This window comes from Kitasatospora sp. NPDC127035 (assembly GCF_042726075.1).
Lineage (GTDB): Bacteria > Actinomycetota > Actinomycetes > Streptomycetales > Streptomycetaceae > Kitasatospora.
The window spans coordinates 170,054-187,553 of the sequence record NZ_JBHXDN010000011.1 but is presented as its reverse complement, the minus strand read 5'-3'; the positions used below and the strand labels follow the sequence as shown (position 1 = coordinate 187,553).

Genomic DNA, 17,500 nt, shown 5'->3' with positions numbered 1-17,500 from the left:
GTCATGCCCAGTTCGTCGTGGCAGAGCCGGCTGAGGGTGCGGGACCCGGCCCCGGCGGGCCGGCGCCGCCCCCGGCGGGCGCGCCGCGCGGCCGCGGCCCGAGGGCGGCGGCGGGCCCCCGCCCCCCGCCCGCGGGGGCGCCCCCCGCGCCCCCGCGGGTCTCCCCCGGGCGCGCCGGGGCCGCCCCGGCCCCCTGGGCGGGGGCCCCGGGCGACCCGCGGACCGGGGCCCGCCTGTCGTCCGCCTTTCACGGAGCTCCGTGCGGGGACACTGGCAGGCGTCGCCCCGGTGCGTCCCGGCTCCTCGTCCGCCCGGTTCGACCTCCTTCAATCTTTCTTGACCGATCGATCTGGAAAAGGCTACGGTTCGGGCATGGCGCGAACCAAGGAATTCGATCCCGACGTGGCGCTCCAGTCCGCTCTGGAGCTCTTCTGGCGGCGTGGCTACGAGGCCACCTCGATGGCCGACCTGGTCGACCACCTCGGGATCGCCCGCGCCAGCATCTACGCCACGTTCGGCAGCAAGCGCGAGCTCTACCTGCGCGCGCTGGAGCGGTACGGGGAGCAGCAGAACCCGTTGCTGCTCTCCGAGCTGTCCCAGCCCGGGCCGGTGCTGCCGGCCGTCCGTGCGCTGGTCCGCCGCTTCGCGGGGGAGTCCGCCGCGGACGGTGAGGGCGGTCCGCGGCGCGGCTGCTTCGTCACCAACACGGCGGTCGAACTGGCCCCGCACGACCAGGGCGCGGCCCGTCGGGTGGAGGCCAGCCTCGGTCACCTGGAGACGCTGCTGACCGCGGCCCTGGTGCGGGCCCGGGTCCAGGGGGAGTTGCCCGAGGGGCGCGACCCGCGGGCGCTGGCCCGGCTGCTGCTGGTGCTGTTCCAGGGCATGCGGGTGATCGGCAAGGCCGGTGACGGCTCGGCGCGCCTGCGGGACGCCTCCGAGCAGGCGCTGGCGCTGCTGGACTGACCCGGGCCGGCCCGCGCCGCGCCCGTTCCCGCCCGGACCCCGCTGCTCCGGTCCGCCTTTCCGTCCGTCGCTCCGCACCACTGCCCGCACCACTGCCCGCACCACTGCCTGAACTGCTGTCCCGATATTGAACCGAACGGTCAATTTAGACCTCGATCGAGGAGTCCCCGCATGACCCGCACCACCACGCGCTTCACCGGTACCTCCGTCCTCGTCACCGGCGGTGGCAGCGGCATCGGCCGCGCCGTCGCCCTCGCCTTCGCCCGTGAAGGGGCCCGGGTGGCCGTCGCCGGCCGGACCGCGAGCGCGCTCGCCGAGACGGTCGCCCTGATCGAGGGCGAGGGCGGCACCGCGGTGGCCCTGGTCGGCTCCGTGGCCGACGGCCAGGACGCCGCCCGACTGGTCCGGGAGGCCGTCGAACAGCTCGGCGGGCTGGACATCGCGGTCAACAACGCCGGCATACTCGGCGGCCTCGGCCCGGTCGCCGACGTCGCCGAGGAGGACTGGCAGCGGCTGATCGACACCAACCTCACCGGCACCTGGCTCGCGATGAAGCACCAGATCGCCCACCTGCGGGCCAACGGCGGCGGAGCCATCGTCAACATCGCCTCCAACCTGGGCGTCCACATGCGTCTGGAGGGCCTGGGCGCCTACGCCGTCTCGAAGGCCGCCGTCGCCGCGCTCACCCGCAGCGCCGCCCGCGACCACATCGCCGAAGGCGTGCGGATCAACCTGGTCAGCCCCGGCCCGGTCGACACCGGCATGTCCTCCCGCCCGGGCGAGACCGCCGCCGACAAGGCGGACCGGATGAAGGGCGACGTTCCCGTGGGTCGCGCCGGTGCCGTCGAGGAGGTCGCCGCGGCCGTCCTGCACCTGGCCTCGCCCGAGTCGGCCTACACCGTCGGCGCCGACCTCGTCCTCGACGGCGGCATCACCGCCTGAGGCGCGCCGGAGCCACCGCAGCCCCGAACGGCCGGCCCCCCACCCGGCCGTTCGGCCCGTGCGCGACCCGCACGACCTGCATGGCCCGTCCGACCTGCACGACCTGCGCGACCCGCATGGCCCGTCCGACCTGCGCGACCCGTCCGTCCTGCTCGCCGCGCGGCGGCTACGCCGAGAGCGCCTCGTCGTCGGCCGGGGCGCCGCACGCGGCGGCGAGGTCGTCGAGCGAGAGGCCGAGGGCGTAGGCCAGGGCGGTGACGGTGAAGAAGGCGGGTGTCGGCGCGCGTCCCGTCTCGATCTTGCGGAGCGTCTCGGCCGAGATGCCGGCCGCCGCCGCCACCTCCACCATGCTGCGCGCGCCACGCGCCTCGCGAAGCAGCGCACCGAAGCGCTCGCCGCGCTCGCGCTCCCAAGGGGTCAGCGGAGTCCTCACCATGCCCCGATGGTAGGCCAGCGCCGTGGCGGGAGGCAGCGCCCCCGGTCATCGGCTCCCGTCAGGTTCGTCGCCTACGGCGGAGAGCCACCCGCCCCGCCGCCGCCCCGCGGTCGGCGTGCCCGGTCACCGTGTCCTCAGGGCCCGCTCGCACTCGGCGCAGCGCCGGTCGGTCAGCCCCGGCGGGTACCAGGGCTCGCCCGGCCGGGCGGGCCGGTAGTGCGAGTGCTCCATCGGGCCGGTGTCCAGGCCGCAGAGGGTGCGGGGCTGCGGATCCTCGGGGACGTCCGGGTCGGCGCCCGCGGCGTGCACCGCCAGCACCGCGGGCTCGACTCCGTCCGGGCCGAGTGCCCGGTCGGGCTCCGTCTCGAAGAGGACAACGATCGATCCCATGAACCCAGGCTCGGTGACTCCGGCCGGACCCACATCCCGGGGTGCGCCTTCCGTGGCCCGGACGCCCCGTGGCCCGGCCGGGTGCGGCCCCGTGCCCGGCCGCAGGTCCCGCACGCCCTCCGACCGTGATAGAAATACCGGTATAAGAATTGGAGGCCGACCCCGCGGAGGCGTTGGCTCCTCAGGAGTGAGGTATCGCATGGTGGAGTTCAAGTCGGAGGCGTCGCTGGCGTCGATGCGGGAGGCCGGTCGGGTGGTCGCCACGGCGCTGGCGGAGGTGGAGCGGGCCGCCGCGGTCGGGGTGAGCCTGCTGGAGCTGGACCGGGTGGCGCGCGAGGTGCTGCGGGCCGCGGGCGCGAGTTCGCCCTTCCTCGGGTACCGGCCGAGCTTCGCGCCGGTACCGTTCCCGGCGGTGATCTGCGCCTCCGTCAACGACGTGGTGGTGCACGGGATCCCGGACGGCTACCGGCTGCGCGACGGTGACCTCGTCAGCATCGACTGCGGGGCCGTGCTGGACGGCTGGGCCGGCGACGCGGCCGTCAGCTTCACCATCGGCACGGCGCGTCCCGAGGACTCCGAGCTGATCGCCGCCACCCGCCGGGCGCTGGAGGCCGGGATCGCGGCGGCCGTGGTTGGCAACCGGATCGGCGACGTCGCGCACGCGATCGGCAGCGTGGCGCGCGAGGCGGGCTACGGTCTGCCCGAGGGGTTCGGTGGCCACGGCATCGGCCGGCGGATGCACGAGGAACCGGACGTCCCGAACGAGGGCCGTCCGGGCCGGGGTTTCCCGTTGAAGCCGGGGCTGGTGCTGGCGATCGAGCCGATGCTCACCGCAGGCGGCAAGGACGAGCACGCCACCGACGCGGACGGGTGGACGATCCGCACGGTCGACGGCAGCCGGGCCGCGCACGTCGAGCACACCGTGGCGGTCACCGAGGCCGGTCCCCGGATCCTCACGCTGCCGTAGCGGCCCGGCGCTGGCCGCGCCGCCGCGGGGCCTCGGGGCCGCCGCAGGTCCCAGGGGCCGGACGGTCCTCCGGGCGGGGGACCTTGGGCCCTGGGTGCGCGGGGCCGCGGCGGGAAGGGTGGTGGGTGCGGCCGGGGAGGTACCCCGCCCGGCCGCTCCGAACGAATGCCGGAGGTCCCCCATGTCCGCTCCCGTCGTGGTCGGTGTCGATGGTTCGCCGGAAAGCCTGGCGGCCCTGGACTGGGCGGCCGACGAGGCGTCCCGCCGCGGCGCGCCGTTGCGGCTGGTGCACGCCTGGCCGAGCCCGGTCACGCCGCTGGCGGTCCTGGGCACGGCCGACCTGGAGCGGCGGCAGGCGGACGTGGTGCTGCGCGAGGCCGAGCTGAGGGCGCGGGACCGGTGCCCGGAAGCGGCGGTCACCGCCGTGCACGTGCCGGGCGACGCGGTGCGCGCCCTGGTCGGGGAGGCCGGTGAGGCCGGGCTGCTGGTGCTCGGTTCGCGCGGGCTGGGCACGGTGGCGGGGTTCCTGGTGGGCTCGGTGAGCCACCGGGTGCTCGGCCGGGCGGCCTGCCCGGTGGTGCTGGTCCGCCGCGGCGAGGACCCGGACGCGCCCGCCGGGGCGGAGGTCGTCGCCGGCGTCGACCCGTACGACGGGGCCGACGAGGTGCTCGCCCACGCCTTCGAGTCGGCCGCGCGGCTGCGGCTGCCGGTGCGCGCCGTGTACGCGTGGACGCTTCCGCCGTCCTACCAGTACGCGGGCATCGCGGCCGGCGTCGACGTGACCGGCGAGATGTCGGCGCAGGCGCGGCGCGAACTGGCCGCCCTGATCCTGCCGTGGCGCGAGAAGTACCCGCAGGTGACAGTGGTGGAGGAGACCGTGAACGCGCGGCCGGCCCGGGTGCTGGCCGAGCGCGCGGCGGACGCGGAGCTGCTGGTGGTGGGGCGCAGGGTGCGCCGCTCGCCGGTGGGCGTCCACGTGGGCGCGGTGGCCCACGCCGTCCTGCACCACGCTCCGTGCCCGGTCGCCGTGGTGCCCTACGAGCGGGTGCGCGAGCAGGAGCGGGGCGCGGACGCCGACACCCCGTAGACGTCCCGGCTGCGCCCGGCGGCGTCCGGCGGACGGCGCCGGGCGCGGGTGGGCGACGGCGGACGGCAGGCGGCAACAGGTGGATTCGACAGCGCGGAGGCAACGGATGAGCGACCCGGTACTGGTGGGTGTGGACGGCTCGGAGGCGAGCCTGGCCGCCGTGGACGTCGGGGTCCGCGAGGCCCGGCTGCGCGGCTGCGGACTGAAGATCGTGCACGCGTTCATCTGGCCGCTGATGCACGTGTCGCTCGGCCCCTCCCCGAACGGCCCGGCCGAGGGCGGGCTGCGCCACCAGGCGGAGGGCGTCCTCGCGGACGCGCGACGCCGGGCCCGGGCCCTGGATCCCGCCCTGGAGGTCGAGGCCGAACTCGCCACCGGGGAGCCGCTGGGGGTGCTGGCCGGCCGGTCACGCCGCGCGAGCCTGGTCGTGGTCGGCAGCCGGGGGCTCGGCCGGTTCAGCGCCCTGGTGATCGGCTCGGTGGCGGTGCACCTGGCGGCGCACGCGGCCTGCCCGGTACTGATCGTCCGCGGCCGGCCGGATCCGGAGGGCGACGTGCTGGTCGCGGTGGACGGCTCGGGCGTGGGCGCGGAGGCGGTGGGCTTCGCCTTCGCGGAGGCCACCGCACGGAGGGCCCCGCTGACCGCTCTGCACGCCTGGCACCCCCACACGGGTCCGGCCGACCGGGCGGAGCCGGTCCCGGCCGACGCGGTGGTCGGCTGGCGCGAGAAGTACCCGGACGTCGACGTCCGGATCCGTCTGGTGGAGCAGCACACCCGCCCGGCCCTGATCGAGGCGAGCCGCGACGCCCAGCTGATGGTGGTCGGCGCCCGCGGCCGGGGCGGCTTCGCCGGTCTGCTGCTCGGTTCCACCAGCCAGGCGGTCATCCAGCACGCCCACTGCCCGGTCGCGGTCGTCCGCCACACCGAGGCCGCAGGCCCGGCCTGAGCCGTGTCCCGGGTCGCGGGGCCGCGACCCGGGGCGTACGGCCCCGCCCGGGCCTCAGACCAGCAGCCGCAGCCGGGCGGCGGCGACGCCGACCCGCACGGTCTGGCCCCAGGCGAGTTCCAGGGCGTCGCTCTCGATGCCGTCGCCGAACGCGACCAGCCGGTCCGACTCGACGGTCAGGACCAGCCGGTGGCCTGCGTCGAGCAGCCCGTGCACCCGGCCGGTGCCGGTGGCGGGGGAGGGCCAGGCCTCGCGCACGAACCAGGCGAGTGCGGCGGCGTCCGGCCCGGGCAGGGCGAGCGGGGCCCCGCGCTCCAGCCAGGCGGAGCGGCACCAGCCGGTGCCGCCCGTGCCGGTGCCGACCAGGACGCCCGAGGACGCCTGGGCCTCGCCGGCGTCGGGGCCGTCCGGAGCGTCCCCCGGGAGGCCCTCGACAGCCAGGCGGTAGCGGGCCGTCTGGTGGCCGGGCTGCCCGACGTAGACCTCGTTGAGCGCGAGCAGCCGCTGGGTGTCGTCGGCCACCGCCTCGACCATCGTGCGCTCCTCGACGCGCCGCGAGACCCCGGGGCCGGCGGCGGCCGGCAGGAGCAGCGGCAGCGCGTCCGCGCGGTGCCGGACCAGGACGCCGGGGTTGCGGCCGGGGTCGGCGTCCACCCCGATCACGGGTTGCCCGGCGAGGTACTTGGCGACGTTCGCGACGAGGCCGTCCTGGCCGACCACGACCACCACGTCCTCCGGCTCGAAGAGGAACCGGGGCAGGTCGGCCCGTTCGACCCGGGTGCGGCGCCAGTCGAGCGGGACGGCGCCGGCGGCCCGGGCCAGGGCCTCGGCCTGCCGTCGGTGGCGCCGCTCGACGTCCTCGATCGAACGGCCCCGGCTGTGCAGGAAGTACGAGGCCTGGCCGGGCGTCCCGTGGTGGGCGACCAGTTCCTCGTACTCGGTGCGGCGGTGGACCAGGACCGCCCGGGGCGCGAGCGTCACCGCGCGCCCCCGCCGCCCGCCGTACCGCCGCCCGCCGGACCGTCACCCGCCGGACCGCCCATGGCGCCGAGCTTGGCGAGCAGGCCGGTGACCAGGTCCGGGGTGAGCGTGAGGTTGTCGATGCGCGGCAGGTGCTCGGCCAGCCGCATGAGGGCGAGAGCCCGCAGCACGGCCGGGTCGGCCTGCTGGTGGGCGGCCAGCCAGGCCGCCTCGCTGGAGGCCCGGGCGTCGCCGAGCGCCCGGGCGGCCTCGGCCTCGGCGACCGCGAGCCTGCTGCGGCGCTCGGCCTCGGCGTCGGTGCGGATCCGGTCGGCGGCGGCGTCGTCCTCGGCCTTGAGCCGGGTGTTGGCGGCCTGCTGGGTGATCAGCTGTTCCTCCCGCCGGGCGAGTTCGATCCGGTTGGCGAGTTCGTTCTCGGCGATGCCGCGCTCGTGCTCGACCGCGACGGCCCGTCGTTCGAACGTGGCCCGGTCGGCCTCCTGCTGGACCAGTTCGCGGGCGGGGGTGCGCAGCGCGCGTTCCACCTCGGGTTCGGGACGCAGGGCGACGACGCGGACGGCGATGACGGCGAGCCCGGTCTCGGCGAGCCGCGGTTCGGCGGTGAGACCGGTGGACATCCGGTCGCGGACGGTCGCGACGCCGTCGGCCAGCGCCGCGGCGAGCGGGGTGCGGGCGAGCAGGCCGAGGGCGTGCTGCTGCGCGGTCTCGGTGAGCAGGGTGGCGAGCTGGTCGAGCGGGGCGGCCCGCCAGGCGCCGGTGTCGGGGTCGATGCCGAAGTCGACGCGGGTGGCGGCGGTGGCCGGGTCGGTGATCCGGTAGGTGAGGGTGGCCTGGACGGTGAGGTCCTGGAAGTCGGCGGTGCGGGCGTGGAAGAGCATGGCGAGTTCGCGGTCGTCGACCGGGACTTCGGAGAGGGCGGCGGTGAGCGGGCGGAACCAGAAGGCGAGCCCGGTGCCGTCGTGCGTGAGGCGGCCGCGCCGGAAGTGGCGGATGTGGGCGGTCGGGACGGCGCGCAGGTGGCGCAGTCCGAAGCGCCTGGTGATGTCGGCCATGAGTGCGTTCCCCTTGTCGTCACGCCGACGATATGGGGCGCCACTGGATCTCGTCAAGGTGACGAGAAGGGAAGTCCGGCCCGGTCGCGGGAGCCGTGGGAGGATCGGCTGGTGCTGAGGATGCGAACGAAGAGGCCGGCGACGACGCACCCCGCCGGCCCCGGGGCGGCCGTGCGGCTCTCCACCGCGCTGCTCGCCGTCTGCACCGGCGCCTGCGCCGTCCTCGCGGTCGGCGCACCGCCCGCCCGCGCCGCCGACGGCCCCGGCGAGGCGTTCACCCTCACCGACCCGCGAATCACCGAGTCCAGCGGGCTCGCCGCCAGCCAGGTCCACCCCGGCGTCTACTGGACCCACAACGACAGCGACGACGGCCCGTACGTCTACGCGGTCGACTCCGGGGGCCGCACCGTCGCGACCGTCACCCTGCGCGGCGTCGAACCGCGCGACGTCGAGGCGGTCTCGCTCGGTCCGGACGGCCGGCTCTACCTCGGCGACATCGGGGACAACCTCGGCGGCAAGTGGCCCGAGGTCTGGATCTACGCCTTCGCCGAACCCGCCGAACTCCGCGACCAGACGGTGGAGGTGACGCGCTACAAGGTCCGCTACGAGGACGGGCCGCGCGACGCCGAGGCGCTGATGGTCCACCCCGTCACCGGCCGCGCCTACATCGCCAGCAAGCGGCAGGGCGGCGGCGGCCTCTACCAGGGGCCCGAGAAGCTCTCCCCGACCGGTGTCAACACCTTCCGCCGGATCGGCGAGGTCTCGTGGATCACCGACGGCGCCTTCTCCCCGGACGGCACCAGGCTCGTCCTGCGCGGCTACTTCTCGGCCGCCCTCTACCGTTGGAAGGACGGCGCGCCGGCCCCCCTCGGCGCGCTCACGACCCCGTTCCAGCAGCAAGGCGAGTCCGTCACCTTCAGCGCGGACGGCCGGGCCCTGCTCTACGGCAGCGAGGGCAAGGGCAGCCCGGTCTGGCGCGCGCCGCTGGACGACGGTCAGCTTCCGGACACCGTGAAGCCGCTGCCCCGTCCGACCGCCACCCCGACGCCGGGTGCCGCCGCCCCGCCCGGTGGTGCGTCGCCGGACGCGTCGGCCCCCGGGGGCTCCTCGGACGGTCCTTTCGACCAGGCCCTCGGCGTGCTCTTCCTGGCGGCCGTGGTGGGGGCGGTCCTGGGCCTTCGGCGGAAGAAGAAGAGCGACTGACGGCGCCCGCCGGGCGCCCGTCCGGTCCACTCGCGCGGGCCGCGCCGGGCCGGTCCGGGTACCCGGGCCTGCCTGCTCCGCAGGGCCGCCGCCCGTCCGCCCCTCCGGTCTGTCCGTGCGCCGTCGGCCGGCCGACCGGCTGCCGCCGCCTTGATCCAACCGTCGGCACGTGTGCGAACGGACGCCCCGTCCGGCGGATCGTTCGTCGACCCGCTCACCTGCCGTCGCCAACCAGGCCGATCTGTCGCCGATTTGTGACCAAGGTTGGCCAACACCGGCCCCTCGCGCGGTTTTCGTGGACGTAGTGTTCCGACTATGTCACGGAGAAGCCGCCGCAACGCCTCCCCGGAGCCCTTCGACACCTGGGTGCCACGTCCCCGGCGCCGCGAGACCCCGTTGGGCCTGCTCGGCCACGGGGTGAAGTTCCTCGGTTACAGCACCCTGGCCGGCGTCCTGCTGGCGGGCATCGCCCTGCCGGCGGCCGGCGCCCTCGGCCTCGGGGTGAAGAACAGCGTCGACGGATTCGACAACATCCCGGACGACTTCAGGACCCCGCCGCTCACCCAGGCGAGCTGGATATACGACTCGACGGGCGGCCTGATAGCCAAGGTCTTCGAGCGGGACCGCACGGTGCTCGCCGCCGACCAGATGTCCCCGCTGATACGCCAGGCCCAGGTGGACATCGAGGACGCCCGCTTCTACGAGCACGGCGCGGTCGACCTCAAGGGTGTCCTGCGGGCCATCTCCAAGAACGCCGAGAGCGGCGCCACCGTCCAGGGTGCCTCGACGCTGACCCAGCAGTACGTGAAGAACGTGAACGTCGAGAAGGCCGGTGACGACCAGGCGGCCGTGCTGGCGGCCCAGCGCAAGACCCTGGGCCGCAAGATCCAGGAACTCAAGTACGCCATCAAGCTGGAGGAGGAGCTGACGAAGGAGCAGATCCTCACCAACTACCTGAACATCACCTTCTACGGCCGCCAGGCGTACGGTATCCAGGCCGCCTCCCAGCGGTACTTCAGCAAGGACGCGAAGGACCTCACCGTCCCCGAGGCGGCGACCCTGGCGGGGCTGGTGCAGAACCCCTCCCAGTACGACCCGAAGCTCCACCCGGTGGCCGCGCAGAAGCGCCGCGACACCGTCATCGACAAGATGGTGGAGAACAAGCACCTCACCCCGGAGCAGGCCCGCGAGGCCAAGGCCGCGCCGCTCGGCCTGCGCTACAAGGAGCCGCAGAACGGCTGCATCACGGCGCAGTCGGGGATGGGCTTCTTCTGCGAGTACGTCCGTCGGGTGGTCAAGCAGGACCCGGTCTTCGGCAAGACCGCCGCCGAACGCAAGAAGCTGTGGGACCAGGGCGGCCTGGCCGTCCACACCACCCTCGACCCGGTCAAGCAGGCGGCCGCGCAGAACGCGGTGACCAAGCGGGTCAACGTGACCGACCCGGTCTCCGCGGCGATGACCATGGTGGAGCCGGGCAGCGGCCGGATCCTGGCAATGGCCCAGACCCGCCCGTACGGGCTCGACCCGAACAAGAACCAGACCGTCGTCAACTACAACGTCGACGCGGCGATGGGCGGTGGCAACGGCTTCCAGCCGGGCTCCAACTTCAAGCCGATCGTGGCCGCCGCCGCCCTGGAGGCCGGCCTGCCGGCCACGCAGTCCTACCCGTCGCCGAACCGGATGGAATGGCCGACGATGAGCACCTGCGACGGCACCTGGAAGAACCTGGCGAAGAACGACAAGAAGAACGGCACCATCCCCAACGAGTCCGCGGGCGAGGTCGGCCCGTACCAGCTCAAGGAGGCGATGGCGCTCTCGGTCAACACCTACTTCGTGCAGATGGAGCAGGAGATCGGCCTCTGCGCGGTCAAGCAGATGGCCAACAAGCTCGGCGTGGCGGGCAAGGCGAGCGGCAAGCCGCTGGAGGAGCTGCCGGCCCTCGGCCTGGGCACCCAGGAGGTGAGCCCGCTGGCGATGGCCAACGTCTACGCCACCTTCGCCGCCCGCGGCACCTACTGCGCGCCGCTCGCGATCAGCAGGATCAGCACGGTGGACGGCAAGGAGATCCCGGTCAGCCCGCCCAAGTGCGACCGGGTGCTCTCCGAGAACACCGCCGACGTCATCAACACCGTGCTGCTCGGCGTCACCGAGAAGGGCGGCACCGGGCGCGACCTCGGCCTCGACGACGACCGGCAGATCGCCGGCAAGACCGGTACCAGCGACGAGAAGAAGTCGGCCTGGTTCAGCGGCTACACCGGCAACCTGGCCGCCTCGGTCTGGCTGGGCGGCCCGGCCAAGGGCGTGCCGATGAAGAACATCAGGATCGGCGGCCGGTACTACGAGGAGGTCTTCGGCGCCACCGGCCCGGGACCGATCTGGCAGATGGGCATGAGCGACGCCGTCAAGGGCATGCCCGAGAAGGAGTTCGCGACCGTCCACATCCCGGACCCGCCGCCGAAGCGCGACCCGTCCGGGAGCCCCACCGGTTCCGGTGGCTCCCCGTGGCCGGGCGGTTCCGCGACGGACACCGCGCCGACCTGGCCCGGCGGGCGCAACACCGCCCCCGGACGGCCGCGCACCTCGCAGCCGACCCAGCCGGCCAAGCCCGTCCAGCCCGTCCAGCCGCAGACCAGGCCGGACGAGCAGGCGCAGACACAGTCCGACGACGGGTCCGCCGACGGCTGACCCCGGCCGGGTCCGGCGACGCGCCGACGACCGTGCCCCGGACCGTCCGACGACGGTCCGGGGCACGGTCGTTCAGCCGGGAGCACCGGGTGTCAGTGCACGCCCTTGGCGGCCCAGAAGTCCTGGCGGGCCAGCACGCTGGTGTCGGTCTGGTCGGTGAAGAACCCGTCCACGCCCAGCTCGTACAGGTACCGGGCCCAGCCGATCGCGTCGCCGTACGCGTTCGGGTCGGTGCCCTTGCGGTAGTCGAGCGGCAGGAAGCCGTTCTCGTTGCGCACCGTGTAGGGGTGCAGCAGCAGGCCGGCCGCGTGTGCGTCCCGGACGAGCGTGGTCGGCGGAAGGAGCTTGCCGGTGGCGTCGACCGGTGCGATCAGCTGCGTGGTCGGGCCGATGCCGTGGGCGAAGCCGGCGATCCAGCGCAGCCCGGCCGGGGTCACGAGGTCGGCCACCGTGCGCCGGTCCCCGGCCAGCTCGAAGTCGTACGGCCGGCTGGCCGCGCCGCCGAGCAGCTGGATCCGCGGGTTGTCGACCAGCTTGGCGAGCCGCTGGAGACTGCTCGGCTCGAAGGACTGCAGGATCGCCCGCCCGTTGCGCCCGGCCAGCCCGGTGCGGCGCAGCTCGTCCGCGAGCCGCTCCTCCAGGGGCAGGCCGATCGACCGGAAGTAGCTGGGGTGCTTGGTCTCCGGGTAGACCCAGACGTCCCGGCCCAGCTCGCGACCGCGCTTGCGGGCGAAGTCGGCCACCTCGCGGAAGGTGGGGATCGCCCAGCGGCCGTCGTAGACCGTGTTCCGCTGACGCTGCTGCGGCAGCCGCTCCTTGGCCCGCAGGGTGCGGAGCTCGGCGAGCGTGAAGTCCTCGGTGAACCACCCGGTCTGCGCCGCGCCGTCGATGGTCTTCGAGGTCTTCCGGCCCGCGAACTCCGGGTGGTCGGCGACGTCCGTGGTCTCGGTGATGTTGTTCTCGTGCCGGACCACCAGGTGGCCGTCCTTGGTCGGGACGAGGTCCGGCTCGATGACGTCCGCGCCGAGCTGGAGGGCGAGGTCGTACGAGCCCAGGGTGTGCTCCGGGCGGTAGCCGGGGGCACCGCGGTGTCCGACGATCAGCGGGTGCGGCAGCCGGTCCAGGCCGGTACCGGTGCGGACCGGCGGGCGGGTGCCGGACGGACGGCCCGCGGCGGCGGCGCGCTCGTCGGCGGCGGGCTGCTCGGCGTCCGGCCGGTCCCCGCCGGGGGCCGCGAAGGCCTCCCCGGCACCGGCGGTGGCGAACGCCGCCGCGCCGATCCCGGCCGCGCCGGTGGCACGCAGGAAGCGGCGGCGGGAGGATCCGGTGCCCTCGGCGGGCTCCGCCGGGCTGCTGCCGTCGAGCGGACGGTTCGTCATGGGTTCTCCTTGGTCGCCCTGGTGGCGTGGCGTCGGGGTCGTCGCCCGCAGACTAGGAGCCGTCGCGCCCGGCCGGGTGGCCTCCGGGCGAACTGCGGGAGAAGTTCCGACACCCACCGCCCGCCCGGAGAACGGGACCGCCCCGCCAACCGCTCCCGTCACGCCCGGGCAACCCCGCCCCGGGGAACGGGAGGGGGCCGGCCGCGGTCACGCACCGCGGCCGGCCCCGGCCCGGGCGAGCCGGGCGCCGGTCAGCCCACCGCGGCGCAGAGGGCGTAGGTCTTCTCCGCGTGCAGCAGGGACTCCAGCTCGGGGTAGCCCTGCTGGCGGTAGCTGTAGTAGGCCACGGTGTACTCGACGTCGCACCTGTAGGCGGCGGCGACCTGCTCGACCGGCTTGGGGTCGACCGAGAGGTCCCCGGTCGTGGCGCCGGGCGGGGCGGCGGCCTGGGCGGCCGCCGTCCCGGTGAGCAGGGCGGTGGCGCTGAGCGCGAGGACGGCGAACGAGCGGGAGAGACGGTTCATCGGTGCACACCCTTCGGGTAGTCGGTCTGCCCCGATTCTGTCCGGAGGGCTGATCCACTTCCCATCCCCGAAGTCTGGGATGCCGGCCGGTCCGCCCCCGCCGGCGGCCCCCGTCGTCACCGGCTGCCGAGTCCGCGACCGCCGGGTCCGCCGCCGCCGAGTCCGCCGCCGCTGCGCCGTCGTCGTGTCAGAGCCCGGCGAGCAGCTGGCGGCCCTCCGGCCAGTCGCCGAGCCCCGAGTCGGAGTTGAGGTGCCCGTACGCGCCCGGCTCGACGTAGCGGGCGCCCCAGGAACCGGCGAAGTGGCGGGCACGGTCCGGCGTGACCCACGGGTCGTCGGTGCTGGAGACCACGACGGCCGGGAACGGGAACCGCGGCAGGGCGACCGGACGGAAGCCCAGGAGCTCGGGGACGTCGGCGTGGTCGATGTCGGCGGGGGCGACGAGCAGGGCGCCCCGGACGAGAGCGGTCTGCGCGGCCGGCGCCCCGGCCACCCAGCGGGCCACCGTCGCGCAGCCCAGGCTGTGCGCCACGAGCACCACCGGCCCGTGCGCCGCCGCCGTAACGATCGCCGCGTCCACCCGGGCCACCCAGTCCACCGGGTCCGGGTGGTCCCAGTCCGCCTGCTCGACCCGGACGAACGCCGGGTCGCCCGCCTCCCAGCGGCTCTGCCAGTGGTCCGGGCCGGAGCTCTGGTAGCCGGGCAGGACGAGGTAGGTGGTGCGGTCCGACATCGGGGCGGATTCCCTCCGTGGGCAGGGGTGCGGGCAGCAGGGAGTCTAGGCGCAGGCCGTTCAGGGGGCGTGCACCGCCCATGTCCGGCGCACGGGGGCGTACATGCGCCGTCGGATGCCCGTGCGCCCTGTTGCGCGGGCGCCGTACGGCGCGGAACGCTGGGTGCGGCCCGAGCCGGGATCCCATCAGGCGGGGCCTGTCACAGAACTGACGATCGATCGATTCGGAGGGATGTCGCGATGGCATCGAAGATCCTGCTCGTCACCGGGGACGCCGCGGAGTCACTGGAGGTGTTCTACCCCTACCAGCGGCTGCGCGAGGAGGGCTACCAGGTCGACATCGCGGCCCTTGCCAAGAAGCGGCTCCAGTTCGTCGTGCACGACTTCGTCGACGGCTTCGACACCTACACCGAGAAGCCCGGCTACACCTGGCCCGCCGACGTCGCGTTCGCCGACGTCGACCCGGCCGACTACGTGGCGCTGGTGATCCCCGGTGGCCGTGCTCCCGAGTACCTGCGCAACGATCCGGACGTGCAGCGGATCGTCCGGCACTTCTTCGAGAGCGAGAAGCCGGTCGCGCAGATCTGCCACGGCCCGCTGGTTCCGGCCGCCGCCGGGGTCCTGGCCGGGCGCACCAGCGCCGCCTACCCGGCTCTGGAGCCGGACGTGCGGGCGGCCGGCGCGAGCTACGTGGACGGCGAAGCGGTGGTCGACGGGGTGGTGGTCTCGGCGCGGGCGTGGCCCGACCACCCGGCGTGGCTCCGGGCGTTCGTCGAGGTGCTGCGGGTGAAGGCCCCGGTCGCCTGATCCCGAGGCCGGTGCCGGCCGCCGCCCGGCCGCCGCCCCTGAGTCTCCGCCCCTGAGTCTCCGTCCCGGCGTCTCCACCCCTGGTCGGAGGCGCACCCCGAGGCCCGTCGGGGGCGCCGCCGACCTGAGGGTGAGCGACACGCGACAAAGGATGGGACCAGGGGCGGAGAAGGTCCGGACCAGGGGCTGACGCCTCCTTCGTGTACGGCTGGCAGAGTGTCAGCTGCCATGGAAGGCAAGGGTGTTGTCGACACCCGTCGGCGCTGATTCGGGAGGCATCATGGCCGGGACGTACAGGGGAACGGTGGACGGCGGGGTCGGCGGCGAGACCGCGGACCGGGCGGGGGTGGCGAGGCCCGGGCGCCGGCGCGGCGCGGCGGTCCGCGTGCTCGCGGTCGCGCTGGCCGGCGCCGGCCTGGTGGGCGTGGTCGCCCCGGCGGCCGGTGCCCACGGCGCGCCCGGGCGGGACGGAGTGGTCGTGGCGGGAGCCGGGAAGGGCGTCGACGTGAAGGCGCTGGACGACGCGGTACGCAGGATGGTGGAGCAGGGCGGGGCCTCGGCCACGCTGGCGAGGGTCAGCGAGCGCGGCCGGTCGGTGTGGAAGGGCGCGGCGGGCACCGCCGACTTCGCCACCGGACGGAAGGCCGGCGCGGACGGCCGGTTCCGCATCGGCAGCGTCACCAAGACGTTCGTCTCCACGGTGGTTCTCCAACTGGTCGCCGAGGGCCGGCTGAGCCTGGACGACAGGGTCGAGCGCTTCCTGCCCGGCCTCGTCCCCGGTGGACGCGACATCACCGTCCGCCAGCTGCTCGACCACACCAGCGGCCTCTTCAACTACACCGAGGACGACGCCTTCGCGCACGAGGAGAGCGCCGAGTCGATGCAGCAGTGGCTCGACACCGGGCGCTGGACGGTCTACCGGCCGGAGCAGCTCGTCGCGATCGCCAACGGCCACCAGCCCTACTTCGCGCCCGGGCAGGGCTGGCACTACTCCAACACCAACTACGTCGTGATCGGGCTGCTGATCGAGCGGGTCACCGGTCGCAGCTGGGCCGACGAGGTGGACCGCCGGATCGTCCGGCGGCTCGGCCTGACCGCCACCTCGATGCCGATCCACTCGACGACCGTCCCCGGTCCGCACGCACACGGCTACTACAAGCTGCCCACCGGCCCGGCCGACGTCACCGAGCTGGACCCGAGCATGGCGGACGCGGCCGGCGCGGGAATCTCGAACACGGCCGACCTCACCACCTTCCTCAAGGCCCTGCTCGGGGGCCGGCTGCTGCCCGCCCGCCTGCTGGCCGAGATGAAGGCGGTCACCCCGCAGAGCGGCGAGGCGCAGTACGGCCTCGGTCTCCAGCGGACGCCCACCGCCTGCGGCGACGTCTGGGGCCACGCCGGTGGCATCCCGGGCTACAACACGTTCGTGTTCGGCGACGCCGACAACCGCCGGCAGTTCGCGGCCTCGGTCAACGCGTACGACGTCTCGGACCTCCCGGCCACCAACGCGGCGTTCGACAACCTGATCAACACCGGTGTCTGCGGCGGCCCGCCGCCGGCCCCCGCCGCCGGTGCGCCCCGCACCGTCGTGCCGTCCGTGGAGGGCGTGCTGGACGGTCCGCGCACCTGACCGGTGCCCGACGGGAACTGACCGGCGCCTGACCGAGTGCCGCTCCGGACCGGCCGGCGCGGACCCGGAGCGGAACCGACCCGGCCCGGCCGGCGCCGGGTCGGCAGGCTCGGGCCCCCCGGCCGGTCCGGCGGCCGGGGATGCCATCATGGCCCGCACCTGATGGGCGGTCGTCACCGGGAGGACGCAGCATGGCAGAGCCGTTGATAGCCGAGGTCGCGGGCCGGGCACCCGCCGTCGACCCGACCGCGTTCGTCGCGCCGAACGCGGTCGTGGTCGGCAGCGTGACACTCGGTGCCGGGGCGAGCGTCTGGTACGGCGCGGTGCTGCGCGGCGACGCCGAGGCGATCACGGTCGGCGCCGGCAGCAACGTTCAGGACAACTGCACGCTCCATGCCGACCTCGGTTTCCCGCTGGTGATGGGCGAACGGATCTCGGTCGGGCACAACGCTGTGCTGCACGGCTGCGTGATCGAGGACGACGTCCTGGTCGGGATGAACGCCACCGTGCTGAACGGTGCCCGGATCGGCGCCGGCTCGCTGGTGGCGGCCGGTGCCGTGGTGACCCAGGGCACGGAGGTCCCGCCCGGTTCCCTGGTCGCGGGCGTCCCCGCCAAGGTCCGGCGGGAGCTGACCGAGGACGAGCGCGCCGGCATCAAGGTCAACGCGGAGGGGTACCGCCTGCTGGCCGAGGGCCACCGGGACCTCCGTCCCGTCCCGCCCGCCCCCGGCGCGCCCGCGTAGCGGAGCCGCCCTGGCCGGGCCCGGCCAGGGCG

General features: G+C 74.9%; 17 protein-coding genes. 10 read left to right on the top strand and 7 right to left on the bottom strand.

What is annotated here, in order from left to right; genetic code table 11:
* Window positions 1–372: 372 nt before the first annotated feature.
* Both ACFWIC_RS10395 and ACFWIC_RS10390 read left to right on the top strand, forming a co-directional pair.
* A complete protein-coding gene (locus tag ACFWIC_RS10395) occupies window positions 373–963 on the top strand; it encodes a TetR family transcriptional regulator (RefSeq protein ID WP_329879277.1) in 591 nt (196 codons plus the stop codon).
* A 171-nt stretch (window positions 964–1,134) separates the two neighbouring features.
* Window positions 1,135–1,905 (top strand): SDR family NAD(P)-dependent oxidoreductase, encoded by a 771-nt coding sequence (locus ACFWIC_RS10390; RefSeq protein WP_380517587.1) that lies wholly within the window; start codon window positions 1,135–1,137, stop codon window positions 1,903–1,905.
* 166 nt (window positions 1,906–2,071) lie between these two features.
* On the opposite strand, the gene ACFWIC_RS10385 is transcribed toward ACFWIC_RS10390, so the two are convergent.
* On the bottom strand, window positions 2,072–2,341 hold the full coding sequence (locus ACFWIC_RS10385; RefSeq protein ID WP_329879275.1) for a helix-turn-helix transcriptional regulator: 270 nt from the start codon (window positions 2,339–2,341) through the stop codon (window positions 2,072–2,074).
* Window positions 2,342–2,464: 123 nt separating this feature from the next.
* The gene (locus tag ACFWIC_RS10380) at window positions 2,465–2,731 is read right to left on the bottom strand and encodes a hypothetical protein (protein ID WP_329879274.1); all 267 of its coding nucleotides are present in this window, start codon (window positions 2,729–2,731) and stop codon (window positions 2,465–2,467) included.
* 199 nt (window positions 2,732–2,930) lie between these two features.
* Between ACFWIC_RS10380 and map the strand changes: the two genes are divergently transcribed.
* The 3 genes from map to ACFWIC_RS10365 all read left to right on the top strand — a co-directional run bounded on the left by map (window position 2,931) and on the right by ACFWIC_RS10365 (window position 5,731).
* A complete protein-coding gene (gene map, locus ACFWIC_RS10375; protein ID WP_329951791.1) occupies window positions 2,931–3,698 on the top strand; it encodes a type I methionyl aminopeptidase in 768 nt (255 codons plus the stop codon).
* A 181-nt stretch (window positions 3,699–3,879) separates the two neighbouring features.
* The gene (locus tag ACFWIC_RS10370; protein WP_380517583.1) at window positions 3,880–4,785 is read left to right on the top strand and encodes a universal stress protein; all 906 of its coding nucleotides are present in this window, start codon (window positions 3,880–3,882) and stop codon (window positions 4,783–4,785) included.
* A gap of 106 nt (window positions 4,786–4,891) precedes the next feature.
* Window positions 4,892–5,731, top strand: coding sequence for a universal stress protein (locus tag ACFWIC_RS10365; RefSeq protein WP_329951789.1), 840 nt, complete (start codon window positions 4,892–4,894; stop codon window positions 5,729–5,731).
* Between the two features lie 54 nt (window positions 5,732–5,785).
* Here the strand turns inward: ACFWIC_RS10365 and ACFWIC_RS10360 are convergent, their stop codons facing one another.
* Together ACFWIC_RS10360 and ACFWIC_RS10355 are read right to left on the bottom strand one after the other, a co-directional pair.
* Window positions 5,786–6,712, bottom strand: coding sequence for a hypothetical protein (locus ACFWIC_RS10360; protein WP_329951788.1), 927 nt, complete (start codon window positions 6,710–6,712; stop codon window positions 5,786–5,788).
* Window positions 6,709–7,764, bottom strand: a complete 1,056-nt coding sequence (locus ACFWIC_RS10355; RefSeq protein ID WP_380361514.1) for an SPFH domain-containing protein — start codon at window positions 7,762–7,764, stop codon at window positions 6,709–6,711. Before ACFWIC_RS10355 ends, ACFWIC_RS10360 begins: the two co-directional genes overlap by 4 nt.
* Window positions 7,765–7,884: 120 nt before the next feature.
* Between ACFWIC_RS10355 and ACFWIC_RS10350 the strand changes: the two genes are divergently transcribed.
* Complete coding sequence (locus ACFWIC_RS10350; protein WP_329951786.1) at window positions 7,885–8,967, top strand: hypothetical protein; 1,083 nt, start codon at window positions 7,885–7,887, stop codon at window positions 8,965–8,967.
* A 315-nt stretch (window positions 8,968–9,282) separates the two neighbouring features.
* Window positions 9,283–11,652: a transglycosylase domain-containing protein gene (locus ACFWIC_RS10345; protein ID WP_380517579.1), complete on the top strand. Its 2,370-nt coding sequence runs from the start codon at window positions 9,283–9,285 to the stop codon at window positions 11,650–11,652.
* 92 nt (window positions 11,653–11,744) lie between these two features.
* On the opposite strand, the gene ACFWIC_RS10340 is transcribed toward ACFWIC_RS10345, so the two are convergent.
* The 3 genes from ACFWIC_RS10340 to ACFWIC_RS10330 form a co-directional block, all read right to left on the bottom strand.
* On the bottom strand, window positions 11,745–13,031 hold the full coding sequence (locus tag ACFWIC_RS10340; protein WP_329951784.1) for a glycerophosphodiester phosphodiesterase: 1,287 nt from the start codon (window positions 13,029–13,031) through the stop codon (window positions 11,745–11,747).
* 251 nt (window positions 13,032–13,282) lie between these two features.
* Window positions 13,283–13,555: a hypothetical protein gene (locus ACFWIC_RS10335; RefSeq protein ID WP_329951783.1), complete on the bottom strand. Its 273-nt coding sequence runs from the start codon at window positions 13,553–13,555 to the stop codon at window positions 13,283–13,285.
* 187 nt (window positions 13,556–13,742) lie between these two features.
* Window positions 13,743–14,288 carry an RBBP9/YdeN family alpha/beta hydrolase gene (locus ACFWIC_RS10330; protein ID WP_380517576.1) on the bottom strand — a complete coding sequence of 182 codons (546 nt, stop codon included), beginning with the start codon at window positions 14,286–14,288 and terminating at the stop codon, window positions 13,743–13,745.
* Window positions 14,289–14,528: 240 nt separating this feature from the next.
* Here ACFWIC_RS10330 and ACFWIC_RS10325 point away from each other — a divergent pair, with 240 nt between their 5' ends.
* From ACFWIC_RS10325 to ACFWIC_RS10315, 3 genes are all read left to right on the top strand, one after another.
* Window positions 14,529–15,095 carry a DJ-1/PfpI family protein gene (locus tag ACFWIC_RS10325; protein WP_380517573.1) on the top strand — a complete coding sequence of 189 codons (567 nt, stop codon included), beginning with the start codon at window positions 14,529–14,531 and terminating at the stop codon, window positions 15,093–15,095.
* Window positions 15,096–15,375: 280 nt separating this feature from the next.
* The gene (locus ACFWIC_RS10320) at window positions 15,376–16,725 is read left to right on the top strand and encodes a serine hydrolase domain-containing protein (RefSeq protein WP_380361523.1); all 1,350 of its coding nucleotides are present in this window, start codon (window positions 15,376–15,378) and stop codon (window positions 16,723–16,725) included.
* 191 nt (window positions 16,726–16,916) lie between these two features.
* Window positions 16,917–17,468 carry a gamma carbonic anhydrase family protein gene (locus ACFWIC_RS10315; protein WP_355407326.1) on the top strand — a complete coding sequence of 184 codons (552 nt, stop codon included), beginning with the start codon at window positions 16,917–16,919 and terminating at the stop codon, window positions 17,466–17,468.
* Window positions 17,469–17,500 lie beyond the last annotated feature (32 nt).

Bases quoted from the DNA above. Each gene is read 5' to 3' on its own strand.
- ACFWIC_RS10330 (WP_380517576.1), bottom strand. From the start codon at position 14,288: ATGTCGGACCGCACCACCTACCTCGTCCTGCCCGGCTACCAGAGCTCC.
- map (WP_329951791.1), top strand. From the start codon at position 2,931: ATGGTGGAGTTCAAGTCGGAGGCGTCGCTGGCGTCGATGCGGGAGGCC.
- ACFWIC_RS10365 (WP_329951789.1), top strand. From the start codon at position 4,892: ATGAGCGACCCGGTACTGGTGGGTGTGGACGGCTCGGAGGCGAGCCTG.
- ACFWIC_RS10325 (WP_380517573.1), top strand. From the start codon at position 14,529: ATGGCATCGAAGATCCTGCTCGTCACCGGGGACGCCGCGGAGTCACTG.
- ACFWIC_RS10320 (WP_380361523.1), top strand. From the start codon at position 15,376: ATGGCCGGGACGTACAGGGGAACGGTGGACGGCGGGGTCGGCGGCGAG.
- ACFWIC_RS10335 (WP_329951783.1), bottom strand. From the start codon at position 13,555: ATGAACCGTCTCTCCCGCTCGTTCGCCGTCCTCGCGCTCAGCGCCACC.
- ACFWIC_RS10370 (WP_380517583.1), top strand. From the start codon at position 3,880: ATGTCCGCTCCCGTCGTGGTCGGTGTCGATGGTTCGCCGGAAAGCCTG.
- ACFWIC_RS10315 (WP_355407326.1), top strand. From the start codon at position 16,917: ATGGCAGAGCCGTTGATAGCCGAGGTCGCGGGCCGGGCACCCGCCGTC.
- ACFWIC_RS10390 (WP_380517587.1), top strand. From the start codon at position 1,135: ATGACCCGCACCACCACGCGCTTCACCGGTACCTCCGTCCTCGTCACC.
- ACFWIC_RS10395 (WP_329879277.1), top strand. From the start codon at position 373: ATGGCGCGAACCAAGGAATTCGATCCCGACGTGGCGCTCCAGTCCGCT.
- ACFWIC_RS10380 (WP_329879274.1), bottom strand. From the start codon at position 2,731: ATGGGATCGATCGTTGTCCTCTTCGAGACGGAGCCCGACCGGGCACTC.
- ACFWIC_RS10345 (WP_380517579.1), top strand. From the start codon at position 9,283: ATGTCACGGAGAAGCCGCCGCAACGCCTCCCCGGAGCCCTTCGACACC.
- ACFWIC_RS10350 (WP_329951786.1), top strand. From the start codon at position 7,885: ATGCGAACGAAGAGGCCGGCGACGACGCACCCCGCCGGCCCCGGGGCG.
- ACFWIC_RS10385 (WP_329879275.1), bottom strand. From the start codon at position 2,341: ATGGTGAGGACTCCGCTGACCCCTTGGGAGCGCGAGCGCGGCGAGCGC.
- ACFWIC_RS10355 (WP_380361514.1), bottom strand. From the start codon at position 7,764: ATGGCCGACATCACCAGGCGCTTCGGACTGCGCCACCTGCGCGCCGTC.
- ACFWIC_RS10340 (WP_329951784.1), bottom strand. From the start codon at position 13,031: ATGACGAACCGTCCGCTCGACGGCAGCAGCCCGGCGGAGCCCGCCGAG.